Source organism: Mesorhizobium sp. M7A.F.Ca.US.006.01.1.1 (assembly GCF_003997935.1).
GTDB lineage: Bacteria > Pseudomonadota > Alphaproteobacteria > Rhizobiales > Rhizobiaceae > Mesorhizobium.
This window is the reverse complement of record NZ_RZQL01000170.1, coordinates 1-15,970: the sequence shown is the minus strand read 5'-3', so window position 1 is coordinate 15,970 and position 15,970 is coordinate 1. Positions and strand designations below refer to the sequence as shown.

The following is a 15,970-nucleotide window of genomic DNA, read 5'->3' as shown; positions in this document are numbered from 1 at the left end:
CTCCCATGTCGCTGCTGGATACCTTCTTTAACCCCGACGTCATCATGTCCAGCCTGCCGGCGCTGCTGCGCGGCTTCCTGAACACGCTGCTGCTCGGCATTCTGAGCATCGGCATCGGCATCCCCATCGGCCTGGGGATCAGCCTGGTGCGGCTCTATGCGCCAAAGCCGCTGCGCTGGCTCGCGGTCGGCTACACCGACATCTTCCGCGCCCTGCCGGTGCTGGTCGTGCTGATCCTGATCTACTATGCGCTGCCCTTCCTCGGCATACGCCTGTCGTCCTGGGCGTCGGCGGTGACGGCCTTCGCCTTCATCATGTCGGCTTACTCGGCCGAGGTGTTCCGCTCCGGCATCGAGAGCATTCCGCGCGGCCAGTTCGAGGCGTCGCAGGCGCTCGGCCTGCCGTTCCTCCTGACCTTGCGCAAGGTGGTGCTGCCGCAAGCGATCCGCGTCGTTATCCCGCCGATGACCAGCAACTGCGTCTCGATGTTCAAGGACACCTCGCTCGCCTCCACCGTGGCGCTGCCGGAACTCTTGAAGGAAGCGACAAACGCGCAGTCGCTCTACGCCAACCCCTCGCCGCTGATCGGCGCAGCACTCGTCTATCTCATCTTCCTCTGGCCGATGGTCCGCCTTGTCAGCCTGCTTGAAGAACGCTTCAAGACCGAAAAGAAGCGCTGACCTCCGCCACCTAATCCCCGCCCAAGTCCTTTGCAGGAGCCTACCCCGTGAACAAGCATCAAACCGACAATGCGAATGCCACCGCGTTCCCCGTCGACGCCATCCGCGCCATGTTTCCAGCCTTGCAGCGGGCCGGCGACTTCATCTTTTTGGACAACGCCGCCGGCGCGCAGATCCCGCAGAGCGTGCTCGACGCGGTGACCAACCATCTGGTTTCGCACAATGTGCAGCGTGGCGGCCGCTATGGCCGCAGCGTCACCGTCGACCAGTCGGTCGCCGATGCGCGGACAAGTGTCGCGCTGCTGATCAACGCCTATAGCCCGGCCGAAATCTGCTTCGGTATGAACGCGACCTCGTTCATCCGCCTGGTCAGCCTCGGCATCGGCCAGATGCTGCAAGAGCGCGACGAGATCGTCATCACCGACATGGACCATGACGCCAACATCGCGACTTGGCTGGCGCTGGAATCGGCCGGTGCGAAGTTCAAATGGTGGCGCATGCGCGAGGACGGCAACCTGCATGTCGACGATCTGCGTCCGCTGGTTTCCGACCGCACCCGTCTGGTCGCCTGCACGGTCACCGCGCATTCGATCGGCTCGATTGTCGATGTCGCCGCGGTGGCCGGGATCGCGCACGCCGCCGGTGCCGAGGTGTTCCTCGACTGCGTGCATTACGGGCCGCACGGGCTGATCGACGTGCAGGCCTGGGACTGCGACTATCTCGTCTGCTCCGGCTACAAGAATTTCTCGCCGCATATGGGCTTCCTGTGGGGCCGTTTTGAAACGCTGAAGCGGCTGCCGACCTTCCGCGAGGATTTCATCCCCGACGAGCCGCCCTACAAGGTCGAGGCCGGCACCTTCATCTACGAGAACGTCTCCGGCATGGATGCCGCCGTGCAATATCTGGAATTGATCGGCCGCAATCTGGCGCCGTCCAACAACCGCTCGCGGCGCGACAACATCGTCGCCGGCATGGGCGCCATTCGCGACTATGAGCTGGTGCTGGCGCGCGAGATGCTTGCCGTGCTGAAAGGTTGCGGCGCGACCATCTACGGCGTTGCCGACGAGGCCCGCATCACCGAGCGCGTGCCGACCTTCTGCTTCAACATCGGCACACTGTCGCCGCAGCGGATCGTCGAGGAAATGGCCGAGATGCAGATCGGTATCCGCGACGGCCACATGTACGCGCCACGGCTGATGAAGCGTCTCAACCTCTCGATGGACAGCGGCGCCATCCGCGCCTCGCTGGTCCACTACAACACGATCGAGGAGGTCAGGCGCTTCGGCGAGACGCTGCGCGCGATCATCGCGAAGTTGTCGTGAAAGGCGGCCTCTCCAGCGTCGTCATCCACGGGCGGAGCAAGGAGCGTAGCGACGCAGTGCAGACCCGAGGATCCATGCCGTGACGTTCGAGTGTTGCCACGGTGCAGAATCTGTTCCGCTGCACTTTTCGGCTGAGGTAACGGCATGGATCCTAGGGTCTGCGCGACGCTTCGCGTCGCTCCGCCCTAGGATGACGAAGAGACGTTAAGCCGCCTTCTTCTTCGCCAACCTCGCCTTGATCGAGGCGACGTCGGCGCGCGGTGTCGCGGCGAACAGCGTCCTGGTGTAGCTGTGCTTGGGGTCGGCGAAGACCTCGTCGCGCGAGCCGTATTCGACCGCTTCTCCAAAATACATCACCATCACATCGTCGGCGATGTAACGCACGACGGACAAATCGTGGCTGATGAAGACATAGGTCAGCTGGAACTCGTCCTGCAGGTCGGCAAGCAGGTTGAGCACCTGCGCCTGCACTGAAAGATCGAGCGCCGAGACCGGCTCGTCCAGCACCAGCAGGCTCGGATTGAGCATCAGCGCGCGGGCAATGGCTATGCGCTGGCGCTGGCCGCCCGAAAACATGTGCGGATAGCGGTTGTAGTGCTCGTGACCGAGGCCGACCTTCTTCAGCATCTTCATCGCTAGGTCGCGCCGCTCGGCGGCCGACTTGTCGGTGTTGATCAGCAGCGGCTCGCCCAGAACGTCGCCGATCTTCTGGCGCGGATTGAGCGATCCATAGGGGTTCTGGAAAACGATCTGCACCTTGCGGCGCATCTCCTTCGTCAAAGGGTTCCTGGCGATGTCGACCTTGTTGCCGTCGATGAACAGGTCACCCGATGTCGCCGGATCGATCAGCGTGATGATGCGGGCGAGCGTGGACTTGCCGCAGCCGCTTTCGCCGACGATGGCCAGCGTCTTGCCCTTGTCCACCTTGAAGGAGACGCCCTTGACCGCATGCACGGTGCGCGGCCCGGTGAACAGGCCGCCACCAATGTGGTAGTCGCGCACGATGTTCTTGCCTTCGAGGACCGTCGTGCTCATGAGGCGGATCCCGCAGCAGAGGGGGCCGGCTCGAACATCATGTCGGACACGGTCGGCAGCCGGTCGCCGACAGCGTTTTCCGGCAGCGCAGACAACAGGGCCCGCGTGTAATTGCTCTTCGGCGATTCAAACAGCGACAGCACGTCGGCCTCTTCCATCTTGCGGCCCTTGTACTGGACGATCACGCGGTCGGCGGTCTCGGCCACCACGCCCATATTGTGGGTGATCATGATCAGGCCCATGCCGTATTTGGCCTGCAGCGAAACCAGCAGATCGAGGATCTGCTTCTGGATGGTGACGTCGAGCGCCGTTGTCGGCTCGTCGGCGATCAGCAGCTTCGGATTGCAGGCGATGGCGATGGCGATCATGACGCGCTGGCACTGGCCGCCGGACATCTGGTGCGGAAACGAGCTCAGCCGTTCTTCCGGGTCGGCGATGCCGACCAGCTTCATCAGTTCGATGGCGCGAGCCCGGCGCTGGGCGCGATCCATGCCCATGTGGAAGCGCAGCACCTCCTCGATCTGGAAGCCGACGTTGAAGCACGGATTGAGGCTGGCGACCGGCTCCTGGAAGATCATCGAGATGTCCTTGCCGACGATCTTGCGTCGTTCGGACGGGCTGAGCTTCAGCAGATCGATACCGTCGAAGGCCATGCGGTCGGCCTTGACCGTTGCCGTGTTGGGCAACAGGCCCATCACCGCCAGCATCGCCACCGACTTGCCGGAGCCGGACTCGCCGACGATCGCCAGCACTTCGCGCGGCTCGATCGACAGGTCGATGCCTTGCACGGCCATGAATGGTCCGGCCGCGGTGTCGAAGGAAACGGTGAGATTCTTGATCTCGAGCAGAGGCATGCTCACGACCTCTTCAGCTTGGGGTCGAGCGCGTCGCGCAGGCCGTCGCCGATCAGGTTGATGGCGAAGACGGTGATCAGGATGGCGAGGCCCGGGAAGGTCACCACCCACCAGGCGCGCAGGATGAACTCGCGCGCTTCGGCCAGCATGGTGCCCCATTCCGGCGTCGGCGGCTGCGCGCCCATGCCGAGAAAGCCAAGGGCGGCGGCCTCGAGAATGGCGTTGGAGAAGGACAGCGTCGCCTGCACGATCAGCGGCGCGATGCAGTTGGGCAGGATGGTGACCAGCATCAGCCTGAGATGGCTGGCCCCGGCGACCTTGGCCGAGACGACATATTCGCGGGTCTTCTCGGCCATCACGGCGGCGCGGGTGAGCCGGGCGAAATGCGGCTGCAGCACGAAGGCGATGGCGATCATGGCGTTGACGAGGCCAGGGCCGAGAACCGCGACCAGCACCAGGGCCAGCAGCAGCGACGGGAAGGCCAGGATGATGTCCATGATGCGCATGATCAGCGTGTCGACCCAGCCGCGGCAGTAGCCGGCGAGCAGGCCGAGGATGACGCCTGAAATCAGCGCTGACGTGACGACGACGAAGCCGATGGCGAGCGAGAAGCGCGAGCCGTAGATCAGGCGCGACAGCATATCGCGACCGACGGCGTCGGTGCCGAGCAGGAACTGCGCGTTGCCGCCTTCCTGCCAGGCCGGCGGCGTCAGGAAGAAGTCGCGGAACTGATCGTCCGGCGAATGCGGCGCCAGCAGCGGCGCGAAGATGGCGATCAGGATCAGCAACGCGAAGACGAAGAGCCCGATCACCGCGCCCTTGTTGACGGAGAAGTAGTGCCAGAACTCGCCGAACATCTGCAGCCTGGCGTCCTGCGGCTTGACGACGGTGGCGGCTTCGATGGTGGCTGGGCCTTCGTTGCTCATGTCAGTTGGCCCGGATGCGTGGGTTGATGACGGCGTAGAGCACGTCGACGATGAGGTTGACCGACATGACGATCAGCGCAATCAAAAGCAACCCGCCCTGCACGGTAAAATAGTCGCGCTTGGAAATGGCGTCGATCATCCATTTGCCGATACCGGGCCAGGAGAAGATGCTCTCGGTCAGGATGGCGCCGGTCAAGAGCGTGCCGACCTGCAGGCCGATGGTGGTGACGACCGGGATCAGCGCATTGCGGAAGGCATGCAGGCCGATGACCCGGCGCGGCGCCAGGCCCTTGGCGCGCGCGGTGCGCACATAGTCCTCACCCAGCACTTCGAGCATGGCCGAGCGCGTCTGCCTGGCGATGACGGCGAGCGGGATGGTGCCGAGCACGATGGTCGGCAAGATCAGGTGCGACAGCGCCGAACGGAAGGCGCCCTTCTGGCCCGAGATCAGGGAATCGATGGTCATGAAGCCGGTCACCGGCTTGAAGAAGTAGAGAAGGTCGATGCGGCCGGAAACCGGCGTCCAGTGCAACGTGCCGGAGAAGACGATGATCAGCAGCAGACCCCACCAGAAGATCGGCATGGAATAGCCTGCCAGTGCCGTGCCCATGGTCAGCTGATCGAACCAGGAGCCGCGGCGGATGGCAGCAAAAATGCCGGCGGCCACACCCAGGATGACGGCAAAGATCATGGCGAAGATGGCGAGCTCGACCGTTGCCGGAAAGCGCACAAGGAAGTCCTTGAGCACCGGTGTCTTGGTGGAAAACGAGGTACCGAAATCACCGCCGAGGATGTCCGTCAGATAGGTCAGATATTGTTGCCAGATCGGCAGGTCGAAACCGAACTGATGCATGAGCGCCGTGTGGCGTTCGGGCGACAGGCCGCGTTCGCCCGCAAGCACCAGCACCGGATCACCGGGCAGGATGCGCACGAAGCCAAAGGCGAGGATGGTTATCCCGATGAAGGTCGGGATGATGAGGGCGAGCTTGCCGAGGATATAACGCAGCATGGCGGGCGAGTGGGGGCGTCACCAGATGGTGGCGCCCCCGTTTCGCAACCTTATTCGGCGATATCGACGCCGTCGAAGCGGTGGATACCGAGCGGATCCATCGCAAAGCCGGTGACGGTCTTCTGCATCGGCATGAACACCTTGGAGTGAGCGAGCGTCGCCCAAGGTGCCTGTTCCTTGAAGATGACCTGTGCCTGTTCATAGAGCTTGGTGCGCTCGGCCTGGTCCGAAACGGTCTTGGCCTTGTTGATGAGCGCATCGAAGTCCTTGTTGCACCATTCCGCGCGGTTGTTCGAACCGACGGAAGCGCAGCTCAGGAGCACGCCGAGGAAGTTGTCCGGATCGCCATTGTCGCCGGTCCAGCCGACGATGACGGCGCCATCGTGATCGACCGCGGAAGCGCGCTTGAGGTATTCACCCCAATCGTAGCTGACGATCTCGACGGTGACGCCGACCTTGGCGAAGTCGGCCTGGATCAGCTCGGCGGTGCGGCGCGCATTCGGCATGTACGGGCGCGACACCGGCATGGCCCAGACGTTCATCTTGAGGTCCTTGACGCCGGCTTCTTCGAGCAGCTTCTTGGCCGCATCCGGATCGTAAGGATCGTCCTTCACTTCCTTGTTGTAGGACCACATGGTCGGCGGGATCGGATTGATCGCCACCTGGCCGGCGCCCTGGAAGACGGCGTCGATGATGGCCTTCTTGTTGATGGCCATGTTGAGCGCCTTGCGGACGCGTACGTCGTCGAACGGCTTCTGCTGGGTGTTGTACATCAGCGCGCCGACATTGAGGCCTTCCTGCTCCTCGACCTTCAGGTTCGCATCGGCCTGCAGGCCGGCGATGTCGGCCGGTGCCGGGTACGACATGATATTGCATTCGCCGGCCTTGAGCTTCTGCGCGCGCACCGCCGGATCGGTGGTGATGGCGAAGACCAGATCGTCGATCTTCTGCTTGCCGCCCCAATAGTCCGGGTTGGCCTTGTAGCGGATGGCGGCGTCGGTCTGGTAGTCGACGAAGATGAACGGGCCGGTGCCGATCGGCTTCTGGTTGAACAGCTCAGGTGTCTTGTCGGCCTGCAGCTTGTCGGCATATTCCTTGGAGACGACCGAGGCGAAATCCATGCCCAGCGTCGGAATGAAGGTGATCGCCGGCTCCTTGAGGGTGAACTTCACCGTCAGGTCATCGACCTTCTCGACCTTGGTGATGTTGTCGCCGAACTGGTCATTGTAATACTGGTAGGCAATGCCCGGAATGTACTGGAACCAGGGGCCGTTCTTGTCGACCTGACGTTCGAACGAGAACACCACGTCGTCGGCGTTGAAGTCGCGCGTCGGGGTGAAATAGTCGGTCGCGGCGAACTTGACGCCCTTGCGCAGCTTGAAGACATATTCCTTGCCATCGTCGGAGATCGTCCAGCTCTCGGCCAGGCCCGGCGAGGTCGTCGTCTTGCCGTGATCGAATTCGACGAGGCGGTTGAAGACGGTGCGCGATGACGCGTCGAACGTCTGGCCTGCGGTATACGGCGCCGGGTCGAAACCTTCCGGCGAAGCTTCCGCGCAGTAGACCAGAGTTTTCGCATTGGCCATGCCGCCCAGGACGCTTGCAGCCAGCAACGCGGCTGCAAAAGTCAGCTTCTTATTCATTGAGCACTCCCTGATGTTCTTCCAAGCCCCTCTATCAGGCTCGCGAAGCGCGCATATAAGCACCGTTTTTCCGGCTTTGGAACACCCCGTTTGCTTACCCCGCGGGAAGCAGGAAAAAAATCCGCTATTCTGCAAAATTGCAGAAAAAATTAGCAGTTTCTTCCATTCACGAGATTATTAACAACCGAATTTTTTTATTGATCGCCAAGCTGACGATATAAATGTTCCCGGCGCTTCCGAGTGGCCGAGGGATGCGCCAGGACACCGCTTGGGAGCGCTGGTGGCGGCAAAGACTTTCGACGGCAAATCTTTCGCCGTGTTGCCGCAAGGGCAAGACTTGCACGGTCGCCAACGGAGGCAATAGATAGGGTGTAGCGGCCGCAGCGGAGGGCGCCCTTGTCAATTCAGGGGCGAGCGCGGCACGGATAAACAAGACTTGTCCAGGGAGGAACGGTTGGCAAAAGCATCAAGGACGACGGCGCCGGTGAAAGCGGGAGCGAAGGCGCCGTCGAAAGCAGCCGGTACTGCCAAGCCGAAAGCCCCCGTTGCCAAAGCCGCCACGCCGAAGGCGGCCGCGGCGCCTGTAAGGGCAAGCACAAGGCCGGCGGTAAAAGCCCCGGCCAAGGCTGCGGCCGGAAAGACGGCGCCGGGGAATAAAGCGGGTGCGGCAAAGCCCGCTGCCAGGCCGGCGGCGGCGATGAAGACCCCACCGGCGGCAAAGCCGGCCGACCCCACCGCCAACCGATTGCCGAAAGCGCTGACGGCGCTGGCCGCCGGCTTGCCGGAAAAGCCGTGGCTCAAGAGCTATCCGAAAAACGTGCAGGCCGAGATCGGCGCCCTGCCCTACAGCTCGATCGGCGATTTCCTCGTCGCCGCCTGCAAACAGTTTTCCGCGCAGCCGGCCTTCACATGCATGGACAAGTCCATCAGCTACACCGATGTCGAGCGGCTGTCGGCGGCCTTCGGCGCCTACCTGCAATCGAAGGGCCTGCAGAAAGGCGCGCGCGTCGCGCTGATGATGCCGAACGTGCTGCAATATCCGGTGGCGATGATGGCCGTCTTGCGCGCCGGTTATGTCGTGGTGAACATCAATCCGCTCTACACGCCGCGCGAGCTCGAACACCAGTTGAAGGATTCCGGTGCGCAAGCCATCGTCATCCTGGAGAACTTCGCCAACACCTTGCAGGCGGTGATCGCCAGGACCGCGGTCAAGCATGTGGTGGTCGCCGCGATGGGCGACATGCTCGGCGGCCTGAAGGGCGCAATCGTCAATTTCGTCGTGCGCCGCGTGAAGAAGATGGTGCCGGCATGGTCGCTGCCCGGCCACGTCAAGTTCAATGCCGCCATGAGGGCCGGCGCCGGCCTGGGCTTCAAGCCGGCCAAGGTGGCAGCCGGCGATGTCGCCTTCCTGCAATATACGGGCGGCACCACGGGCGTGTCGAAGGGTGCCACGCTGCTGCACAGCAACGTCCTCGCCAATGTCGCGCAGAACGCGCAGTGGATGGAGGACGCCTACACGATCAAGCCGAAACCCGCGCATCCCAACTTCATCTGCGCGCTGCCGCTCTATCATATCTTCGCGCTGACGGTGAACGCGCTGATGGGCATGCAGCAAGGCGCCCGCAATGTGCTCATTCCCAACCCGCGCGACATTCCCGGCTTCGTCAAGGAACTGCAGAAATATCCGGTGCACATCTTTCCCGGCCTCAACACGCTGTTCAACGCACTGCTCAACAATGAGGATTTCCGCAAGCTCGACTTCAAGCCGCTGGTGCTGACGCTTGGCGGCGGCATGGCGGTACAGAAGGGCGTTGCCGAGCGCTGGAAGGCGCTGACCGGCTGTTCGGTCACCGAAGGCTACGGCCTCTCGGAAACCTCGCCGGTGGCCACCGCCAACAAGTTCACCGCCGGCGACTTCACCGGCACGATCGGCCTGCCGCTGCCCTCGACCGAGATCGCCATCCGCGACGACGACGGCAACAATTTGCCGCTCGGCGAGGTCGGCGAAGTCTGCATCCGGGGGCCGCAAGTGATGGCGGGCTACTGGAACCGGCCGGATGAGACCGCCAAGGTCATGACCAAGGACGGCTACTTCAAATCGGGTGACATGGGCTTCATGGACGAACGCGGCTACACCAAGATCGTCGACCGCAAGAAGGACATGATCCTGGTCTCGGGCTTCAACGTCTATCCGAACGAACTCGAGGAAGTCGTGGCGATGCATCCGGGCGTGCTCGAAGTGGCGGCGGTCGGCGTGCCGGACGAGCATTCGGGCGAGGTGCCGAAACTTTTCATCGTCAAGAAAGATCCAGCGCTGACCGCCGAAGCAATCACCGCCTTTTGCCGCGAGAACCTGACTGGCTACAAGCGGCCCAGATACATCGAATTCCGAACCGAACTGCCGAAGACACCGGTCGGCAAGATCCTGCGGCGGGCGCTGCGCGAATGATTGCAGCCGACGGCGCGGATGCCGTAGATGCACCTTTCCGTCCTGACCCGGCAGAATTCATCAGGACGAACATGCGCCTCGCCCCGGTGCCGTCGGCGCCTGAGATCCAGCTTTATACACCGCATCCGGCCAGTGGCCTGAGGCGGCTCATAGATCCGCACCAAGGCGCTGACGACGATGACGACACGCTCGAGGCGGACAACGATGGACCTGAGCCGCAGCCGCCTTACTGGGCCTATGTATGGGCCGGCGGCGCGGTGCTCGCGCGCCACATACTGGATCATCCGCAAACGGTAGCCGGTCGCCGCGTGCTCGACCTTGGCGCCGGCTCCGGCCTTGTCGGCATTGCCGCCGCCATGGCCGGCGCGCGCGAAGTGATCGCCGCCGAGATCGACCGCAACGGCGTTGCCGCGATCGGCCTTAACGCCGCGGCCAACGACGTCGAGATCACCATTGTCGACAAGGACATCACCACGGGTCCCCCACCGGCCGTCAACCTCGTGCTTGCAGGGGACGTGTTCTACGGCCGCGAGGTCGCTCTGCGCGTCATCCCGTTCCTTGATCGCTGCCTGGCGGCCGGCATCGACGTGCTGGTCGGCGATCCCCGCCGCAACGATTTGCCGCTGTCGCGGCTGCGGTTGCTCGCCGAATACCAGGTGCCGGATTTCGGCGACGCGAAGGGTGCCGCGAGCAAGCCGAGCGGTGTGTTTTCCTTTGAAGCGGGACGGGCGCGCTGATGCTGAGATCAAATCCCAGTCACCCGGAATGACCGGATTCGACCCTTTTTCCGTTTAAGTAGACGTCAGATTGCTCTGGAAGCAGACACTCGTCCAGTAGGAATTACGTCCAGATCAGGCGATTGCCGCCGGTAGGCCGCCGAAAAAGCCGATCAGCATCGCCTTCACCGCAGCATCGTCCATTACCAGCTTGCGAACGGCCGATTCATATTGGTTTTTGCTCTTGAATTGGAGGGCGCTCACGATGCCTTCCAGCGCCATTGTTTCTCTAATCGGGTATCGCGCAATGATCTTGTTTACATCTCCCGCATCAAGCCAAGCCTTCAATTGCTCACGTTCCGATTTATAGAGAGCCTGCGCATCGACTGTGATAGCGACATCGTGCCCCGCTTGAATCTTCTTCCAATCAGGCATCCCTAGGCTGATCCGATCCTTAACCGCTTGCTCCGTCATGCGTGCGGCCAACCTGTCTACTTGTGGGGACACTGCCGCCAGTAGATGGGCCCAGGCTTGGGCGACCATTTGCTCTGCATCGCCGTCAATGACTGCGCACTGCCGCACCGCCACCGCCTTCACTATGATGGGATTGTAATAAAGAGCTTCAACCGAATAAACCGAGAGCGGAAACACTCCTTGCGGTTCAAGGGTGGCTTTCTTTTCAGCTGTTAATTGGTCCTGATCGACGATGCCATAAGCTTGCACCCATGCCACAGCGCTGGTGTCGCGGACACTAGCTACAGCGTGCTCGACATCCCGACAAGATGAGCGCGGGAAGATCGAGACGCCGGGGAACAGTATTTCATAGAGTGGTTTATCCAGACTGGTTTGCGTGCCCTCGATAAAGAGCATTTTGCGCCGAGAGCCTATGATCGCTTCTTTCGTGGCGTCATCGATCTCGATCCCCGGCTCGAGCACGTCCAGGTCCCACCTATTGACATCATCATTGATCGCCATTGAATCGCGGACCAGAACAGTTCTGGCGCCAGGGCAGCTCACCGGAAGGCTTAGTTCGTGCGTCGATACCACGAACGTGCAATCGGGACGTTTGCTGAAAAGCTGCAACAACAATGGCGTCACGATTGAGGTATGCAGATGTCGCTCTGGCTCATCGACGAGGATCAATGAACCCTCCCTAGCGGTCAGCACAGTGCCGGCAATCAGCAAAGCCGCTCTCTCGCCATCTGACAACGAAGCAATGCTATAGGTTTTTCCGCCATTTTTGCTGGCAACGATTGCGCTATTCTCCGCTATCGCGAGTTTAATTGGGATACCAGACCCCATGAAGAGATTGCTGATTACGTCCAGAGGAACAGGAAAAGCGGCGAGTTTTTCAGCTGTTTTGGTATTTCCGATAGTGATTTCCTCGCGGACCTTCCGGGCAAGCGCATTATCGGTATCGATCAGGTTAGCTATTACAAGGCCACTGCGTACAGATGAATTCCATTCCTTCCACCGTGCGTTTGGCTGGTTATCTTCGCCTTTGACATTCTTCTCAGTATTGATCTTATCTTGCGGCGAGAACGGAACAAAATTACTTTCCATCCAAGTTTGCCGGTGGGCCGCAATGCGAACAGCGTTTACATGGTTCGCGCGGTAAAGGGACAACATCAGCCCAGATTTACCTGCTCCATTGGGGCCTACGATAAATAGTGGAGCCTCAGGTGAAACAGGCAGCGTCATCGACGACCCATTCAACAGTTGCAGCGTCGTGCTGAAATTGGATTGAGCAGCATCCGAACTTGTCACAATGGTCCCCCGAGCACCGACCATGACATCCTTGCTCATATTACAGGGAAGGCGTCTTAGCAGCCGTATTGGAAGTCTGATTTAAAATGTTGCGGACCATCACTATAATGGCGGCATTTAGCAAGGGGCGGCCAGTCGCGAATCCCAACCGCGTAACCGGTTCCGTGAACGGCTTGCCAAAAGTCGCCGTTCCGCTTCCACCCGATCTCAGCCGTTGGCGGAAAAGCCCAAGTTGATTTTGCGCCGGTGTTGGACTCAGATCGTCTCCTTGACCCGCGCCGAAAGAAAGTCCGGCAGATCGGCAACGGAATCCAGCACGACGTCGGCAATGCCTGCCAGCGATTCGCGGGTGCCGGTGCCGGAGAGCACGCCGACCGCCAGCCCGCAGCCGCCGGCCCGCGCCATTTCGAGGTCGTGCCTGTTGTCACCGACCATGGCGATTTCCGCCGGCTTGAGGCCGGTGAGATCGCTGAAGGCCAGGATCGTGTCGGGGGCGGGCTTCGGATTGGCCACCGCGTCGTAGCCATAGGCGGCTTCGAACAATTGGGCGACGCCGAGCGTCACCAGCGTCTTTTCCGCGCCGCTGGTCGAATCGTTGGTGGCGACGCCAAGCCGGTAGGATTTCCTGTGCAGTGCCGTCAGCGTGTCGACGATGCCCGGCAGCGCCACGGCCATCGCCGAGCCTTGTACGGAGGTGATCTCATTGAAGCGGGCGACCGCAAGCATCTGGTCCTCGTTGGACAGGCGCGGGAACCACAATTCGACCACGTCGAGATTGGTGCCGGACGCAAAGATCGAGTCCGGCTTGAAACGCTTGTTGGCGAAATCGAAGCCGGCGGCGGCCAGCAGCCTGTCGGCTTTCCAGCGATCGCCCTCGGACGCATCCATGGCCATGAAGTCGGCAACGCCGAGCCAGGTGGCGTTGAAGTCGACAAGCGTGCCGTCCTTGTCGAACAATATTCCCTTGATGTCTGCCAAGCTTTTCACTCCGAGCCGCGCAAATGGTGGATGAATCCCACAAGGCCAGCGGTCGATGCATCCCGCTTGGCGGCACTTTCCTTGCCCTCCACGACAGGCAAAAGGCCGGTGGCCAGTTCCTTGCCGAGTTCGACGCCCCACTGGTCGAAGGAGTTGATGTTGAACAGCGTGCCCTCGACGAAGACGCGGTGCTCGTAGAGCGCGATCAGCCGGCCGAAAGTGCGCGGGTCGAGTTTGCGGTAGAGGATGGTCAGCGAGGGCCGGTTGCCCGAGAAGACGCGGTGCGGGGCTATCTTGTCGACCTCGGCCGGCTTCATGCCCTTGGCCAGCATCTGGGCGCGGGCCTCGTCCAGCGTGCGGCCCTTCATCAGCGCTTCCGACTGCGCCAGGCAGTTGGCGAGCAGCAGATCATGCTGGTGCTTGAGATCGGGCTCGTGGCCGACGGCCGCGGCGAGGAACTCGACCGGGATGAAATCGGTGCCCTGGTGCAGCAGCTGGAAGAAGGCATGCTGGCCGTTGGTGCCGGGCTCGCCCCAGACCAGCGGTCCAGTCGGCGTCGTCACCTCTGTGCCTTCGAGGGTGACGCTCTTGCCATTCGATTCCATGTCGAGCTGCTGCAGATAGGCCGGCAGTCTGGACAGGCGCTGGTCGTAAGGGATGACGGCGCGCGCCGGGTAACCGCAGATGACGCGATGCCACCAGCCAACCAGCCCCAGCAGTGCCGGCAGGTTCTCCTGCACCGGCGCCGTTCGGAAATGCTCGTCCATCTCGTGCGCGCCATCGAGGAAGGCGCGAAAATTCCGCGGGCCGACAGCGATCATCACCGGCAGGCCGATGGCGCCCCAGAGCGAATAGCGGCCGCCGACCCAATCCCAGAAGCCGAAGACGCGATCGGGCGCGATGCCGAACTTGGCCACCAGGTCGAGCGCGGTGGACACGGCGGCGAAGTGCTTGCCGACCGCTTCCTTGCCGAGCGCCTTCTGCACCCAGTCGCGCGCCGTCTGCGCATTGGTCATCGTCTCGACGGTGGTGAAGGTCTTGGAAGCGATGATGAAAAGCGTGGTCTCGGCGGACAGGCCCTTCAATGTGTCATGGATATGGGCGCCGTCGATGTTGGAGACGTAGTGCGCGCGCGGCCCGTCATGATAGGGCGCCAGCGCCAGCGTCGCCATGGCCGGACCGAGGTCGGAACCGCCGATGCCGATGTTGACGATGTCGGTGATCTTCTTGCCGGTGGCGCCGGCCGCCTTGCCCGAGCGCACGGCATCGGCAAAGGCGCCCATGGCGTCGAGCACGGCGATGACGTCAGCCTTGACGTCCTGGCCATCGACGGTGACGCCCTTGCCGGTCAGGTTGCGCAGTGCCATGTGCAGCACGGCACGGTCCTCGGTGACGTTGATCTTCTTGCCGGCGAACATGGCGGCGCGGCGGCCTTCGAGATCGGCGGCCTGGGCGAGCTTTTCCAGCAGCTCCATGGTGGTCGCGTCGACCGCGCATTTCGACCAGTCGAGCAGCAGATCGCCGTCGGTGGCGGAGAATTCCACGAACCGCTTGGGATCGGCGGCGAAGGCCTGGCGCATGCTGGCGGGCGCGGCGGCGCGATGATCACGCAACGCGGCGAGCTGCTTTTGAAAGGACGGTTGATCCACTGCCAAACTCCGAGACCTCGAGCCATCATTACGGACCGGATGTTTCCGGCGCGTGTCGTCGCGACAATCTATCGGGCCGAACTCCACCCGTTTCAATGCGCAGCGATGACGCACGGAGTCATCGCTGGGATGACGCGCTGCGTCACCCCACGATGCCGCAGCGCAGCATCAAAATGGCGTGAAGGATCACTGGCATAAATCCCAATGATCAGAAAAATTGATTGGCGCAACCCCTTGTGCCACGGTTACGTTCGGCTGGTCCAGCCAAGCGAAAAAGGCTGGCCATCGAGGAAATCTCCCATGCCACAGCGAAACGACACGGCGATATGGTCCGGCCTGTTCCGGATTTCGGCCGAATCCGGCCAAACCCTGCAGGCGCAGATCCGCCAGGCCATCGTAGCCGCCATTCTCGATCGCCAGATCGCCGCTTCGATGCCGCTCCCTTCCTGCCGCATCCTGGCCGAAAAACTCGGCGTGGCGCGCGGAACCGTGGTGCTGGCGTTCCAGCAGCTCGTCGACCAGGGTTTCTTGGTGGCGCGAGAGCGGCGTGGCCATTTCGTCAATCCCGATGTGCTGGCGACACCGGCCAAGCCGCACCAGAAGGCGCCCGACCAGGCCAACGAGATCGACTGGAAGGCACGCCGCAAGATCGCCGCAAGCGACATGCCGCCGCCGGCCAAGCACGAGAACTGGATCAAGTCGTCCTACCCTTTCGTCTACGGGCAGTTCGATCCGGCGCTGTTCCCGACCGCCGAGTGGCGCGAGTGCAACCGCATGGCGCTTGCCGTGCTGGAAATCCGCAACTGGGCGTCCGACATGGTCGACCGCGACGATCCGCTGCTGATCGAGCAGATCCAGGCGCGGCTCCTGCCCCGGCGCGGCATCTTCGCCAATCCGGACGAGATCATCGTCACGCTGGGCGCCCAGAACGCGCTCTACATG

Annotated in this window: 13 protein-coding genes; 5 read left to right on the top strand and 8 right to left on the bottom strand. The window is 62.2% G+C overall.

Annotation, left to right across the window (positions count from 1 at the left end; genetic code table 11):
* Positions 1 to 5: 5 nt before the first annotated feature.
* A complete protein-coding gene (locus EN943_RS25510) occupies positions 6 to 680 on the top strand; it encodes an amino acid ABC transporter permease (RefSeq protein WP_023811481.1) in 675 nt (224 codons plus the stop codon).
* A 47-nt stretch (positions 681 to 727) separates the two neighbouring features.
* On the top strand, positions 728 to 2,002 hold the full coding sequence (locus EN943_RS25505) for a cysteine desulfurase-like protein (protein WP_127415112.1): 1,275 nt from the start codon (positions 728 to 730) through the stop codon (positions 2,000 to 2,002).
* A 204-nt stretch (positions 2,003 to 2,206) separates the two neighbouring features.
* Here the strand turns inward: EN943_RS25505 and EN943_RS25500 are convergent, their stop codons facing one another.
* From EN943_RS25500 to EN943_RS25480, 5 genes are all read right to left on the bottom strand, one after another.
* Positions 2,207 to 3,037, bottom strand: a complete 831-nt coding sequence (locus EN943_RS25500; RefSeq protein WP_127415111.1) for a dipeptide ABC transporter ATP-binding protein — start codon at positions 3,035 to 3,037, stop codon at positions 2,207 to 2,209.
* Positions 3,034 to 3,891, bottom strand: coding sequence for an ABC transporter ATP-binding protein (locus EN943_RS25495; RefSeq protein WP_127415113.1), 858 nt, complete (start codon positions 3,889 to 3,891; stop codon positions 3,034 to 3,036). The genes EN943_RS25500 and EN943_RS25495 overlap by 4 nt, the downstream gene beginning before the upstream one ends.
* A 2-nt stretch (positions 3,892 to 3,893) precedes the next feature.
* Positions 3,894 to 4,748, bottom strand: a complete 855-nt coding sequence (locus tag EN943_RS25490) for an ABC transporter permease subunit (RefSeq protein ID WP_224618710.1) — start codon at positions 4,746 to 4,748, stop codon at positions 3,894 to 3,896.
* A gap of 70 nt (positions 4,749 to 4,818) precedes the next feature.
* On the bottom strand, positions 4,819 to 5,826 hold the full coding sequence (locus EN943_RS25485) for an ABC transporter permease subunit (protein ID WP_127415110.1): 1,008 nt from the start codon (positions 5,824 to 5,826) through the stop codon (positions 4,819 to 4,821).
* A 50-nt stretch (positions 5,827 to 5,876) separates the two neighbouring features.
* A complete protein-coding gene (locus tag EN943_RS25480) occupies positions 5,877 to 7,469 on the bottom strand; it encodes an ABC transporter substrate-binding protein (protein ID WP_027039653.1) in 1,593 nt (530 codons plus the stop codon).
* 454 nt (positions 7,470 to 7,923) lie between these two features.
* Between EN943_RS25480 and EN943_RS25475 the strand changes: the two genes are divergently transcribed.
* Complete coding sequence (locus tag EN943_RS25475) at positions 7,924 to 9,918, top strand: long-chain fatty acid--CoA ligase (RefSeq protein ID WP_127415109.1); 1,995 nt, start codon at positions 7,924 to 7,926, stop codon at positions 9,916 to 9,918.
* On the top strand, positions 9,915 to 10,655 hold the full coding sequence (locus EN943_RS25470; protein ID WP_127415108.1) for a methyltransferase: 741 nt from the start codon (positions 9,915 to 9,917) through the stop codon (positions 10,653 to 10,655). Before EN943_RS25475 ends, EN943_RS25470 begins: the two co-directional genes overlap by 4 nt.
* Before the next feature lie 114 nt (positions 10,656 to 10,769).
* Here the strand turns inward: EN943_RS25470 and EN943_RS25465 are convergent, their stop codons facing one another.
* The 3 genes from EN943_RS25465 to pgi form a co-directional block, all read right to left on the bottom strand.
* Positions 10,770 to 12,440 (bottom strand): AAA family ATPase, encoded by a 1,671-nt coding sequence (locus EN943_RS25465; RefSeq protein WP_127415107.1) that lies wholly within the window; start codon positions 12,438 to 12,440, stop codon positions 10,770 to 10,772.
* A 216-nt stretch (positions 12,441 to 12,656) separates the two neighbouring features.
* Positions 12,657 to 13,379 (bottom strand): HAD family hydrolase, encoded by a 723-nt coding sequence (locus EN943_RS25460; protein WP_127415106.1) that lies wholly within the window; start codon positions 13,377 to 13,379, stop codon positions 12,657 to 12,659.
* 5 nt (positions 13,380 to 13,384) lie between these two features.
* Complete coding sequence (gene pgi / locus EN943_RS25455; protein ID WP_127415105.1) at positions 13,385 to 15,028, bottom strand: glucose-6-phosphate isomerase; 1,644 nt, start codon at positions 15,026 to 15,028, stop codon at positions 13,385 to 13,387.
* 300 nt (positions 15,029 to 15,328) lie between these two features.
* Between pgi and EN943_RS25450 the strand changes: the two genes are divergently transcribed.
* On the top strand, positions 15,329 to 15,970 hold a 642-nt coding region (locus tag EN943_RS25450; protein WP_127415104.1), incomplete at its 3' end, for a GntR family transcriptional regulator.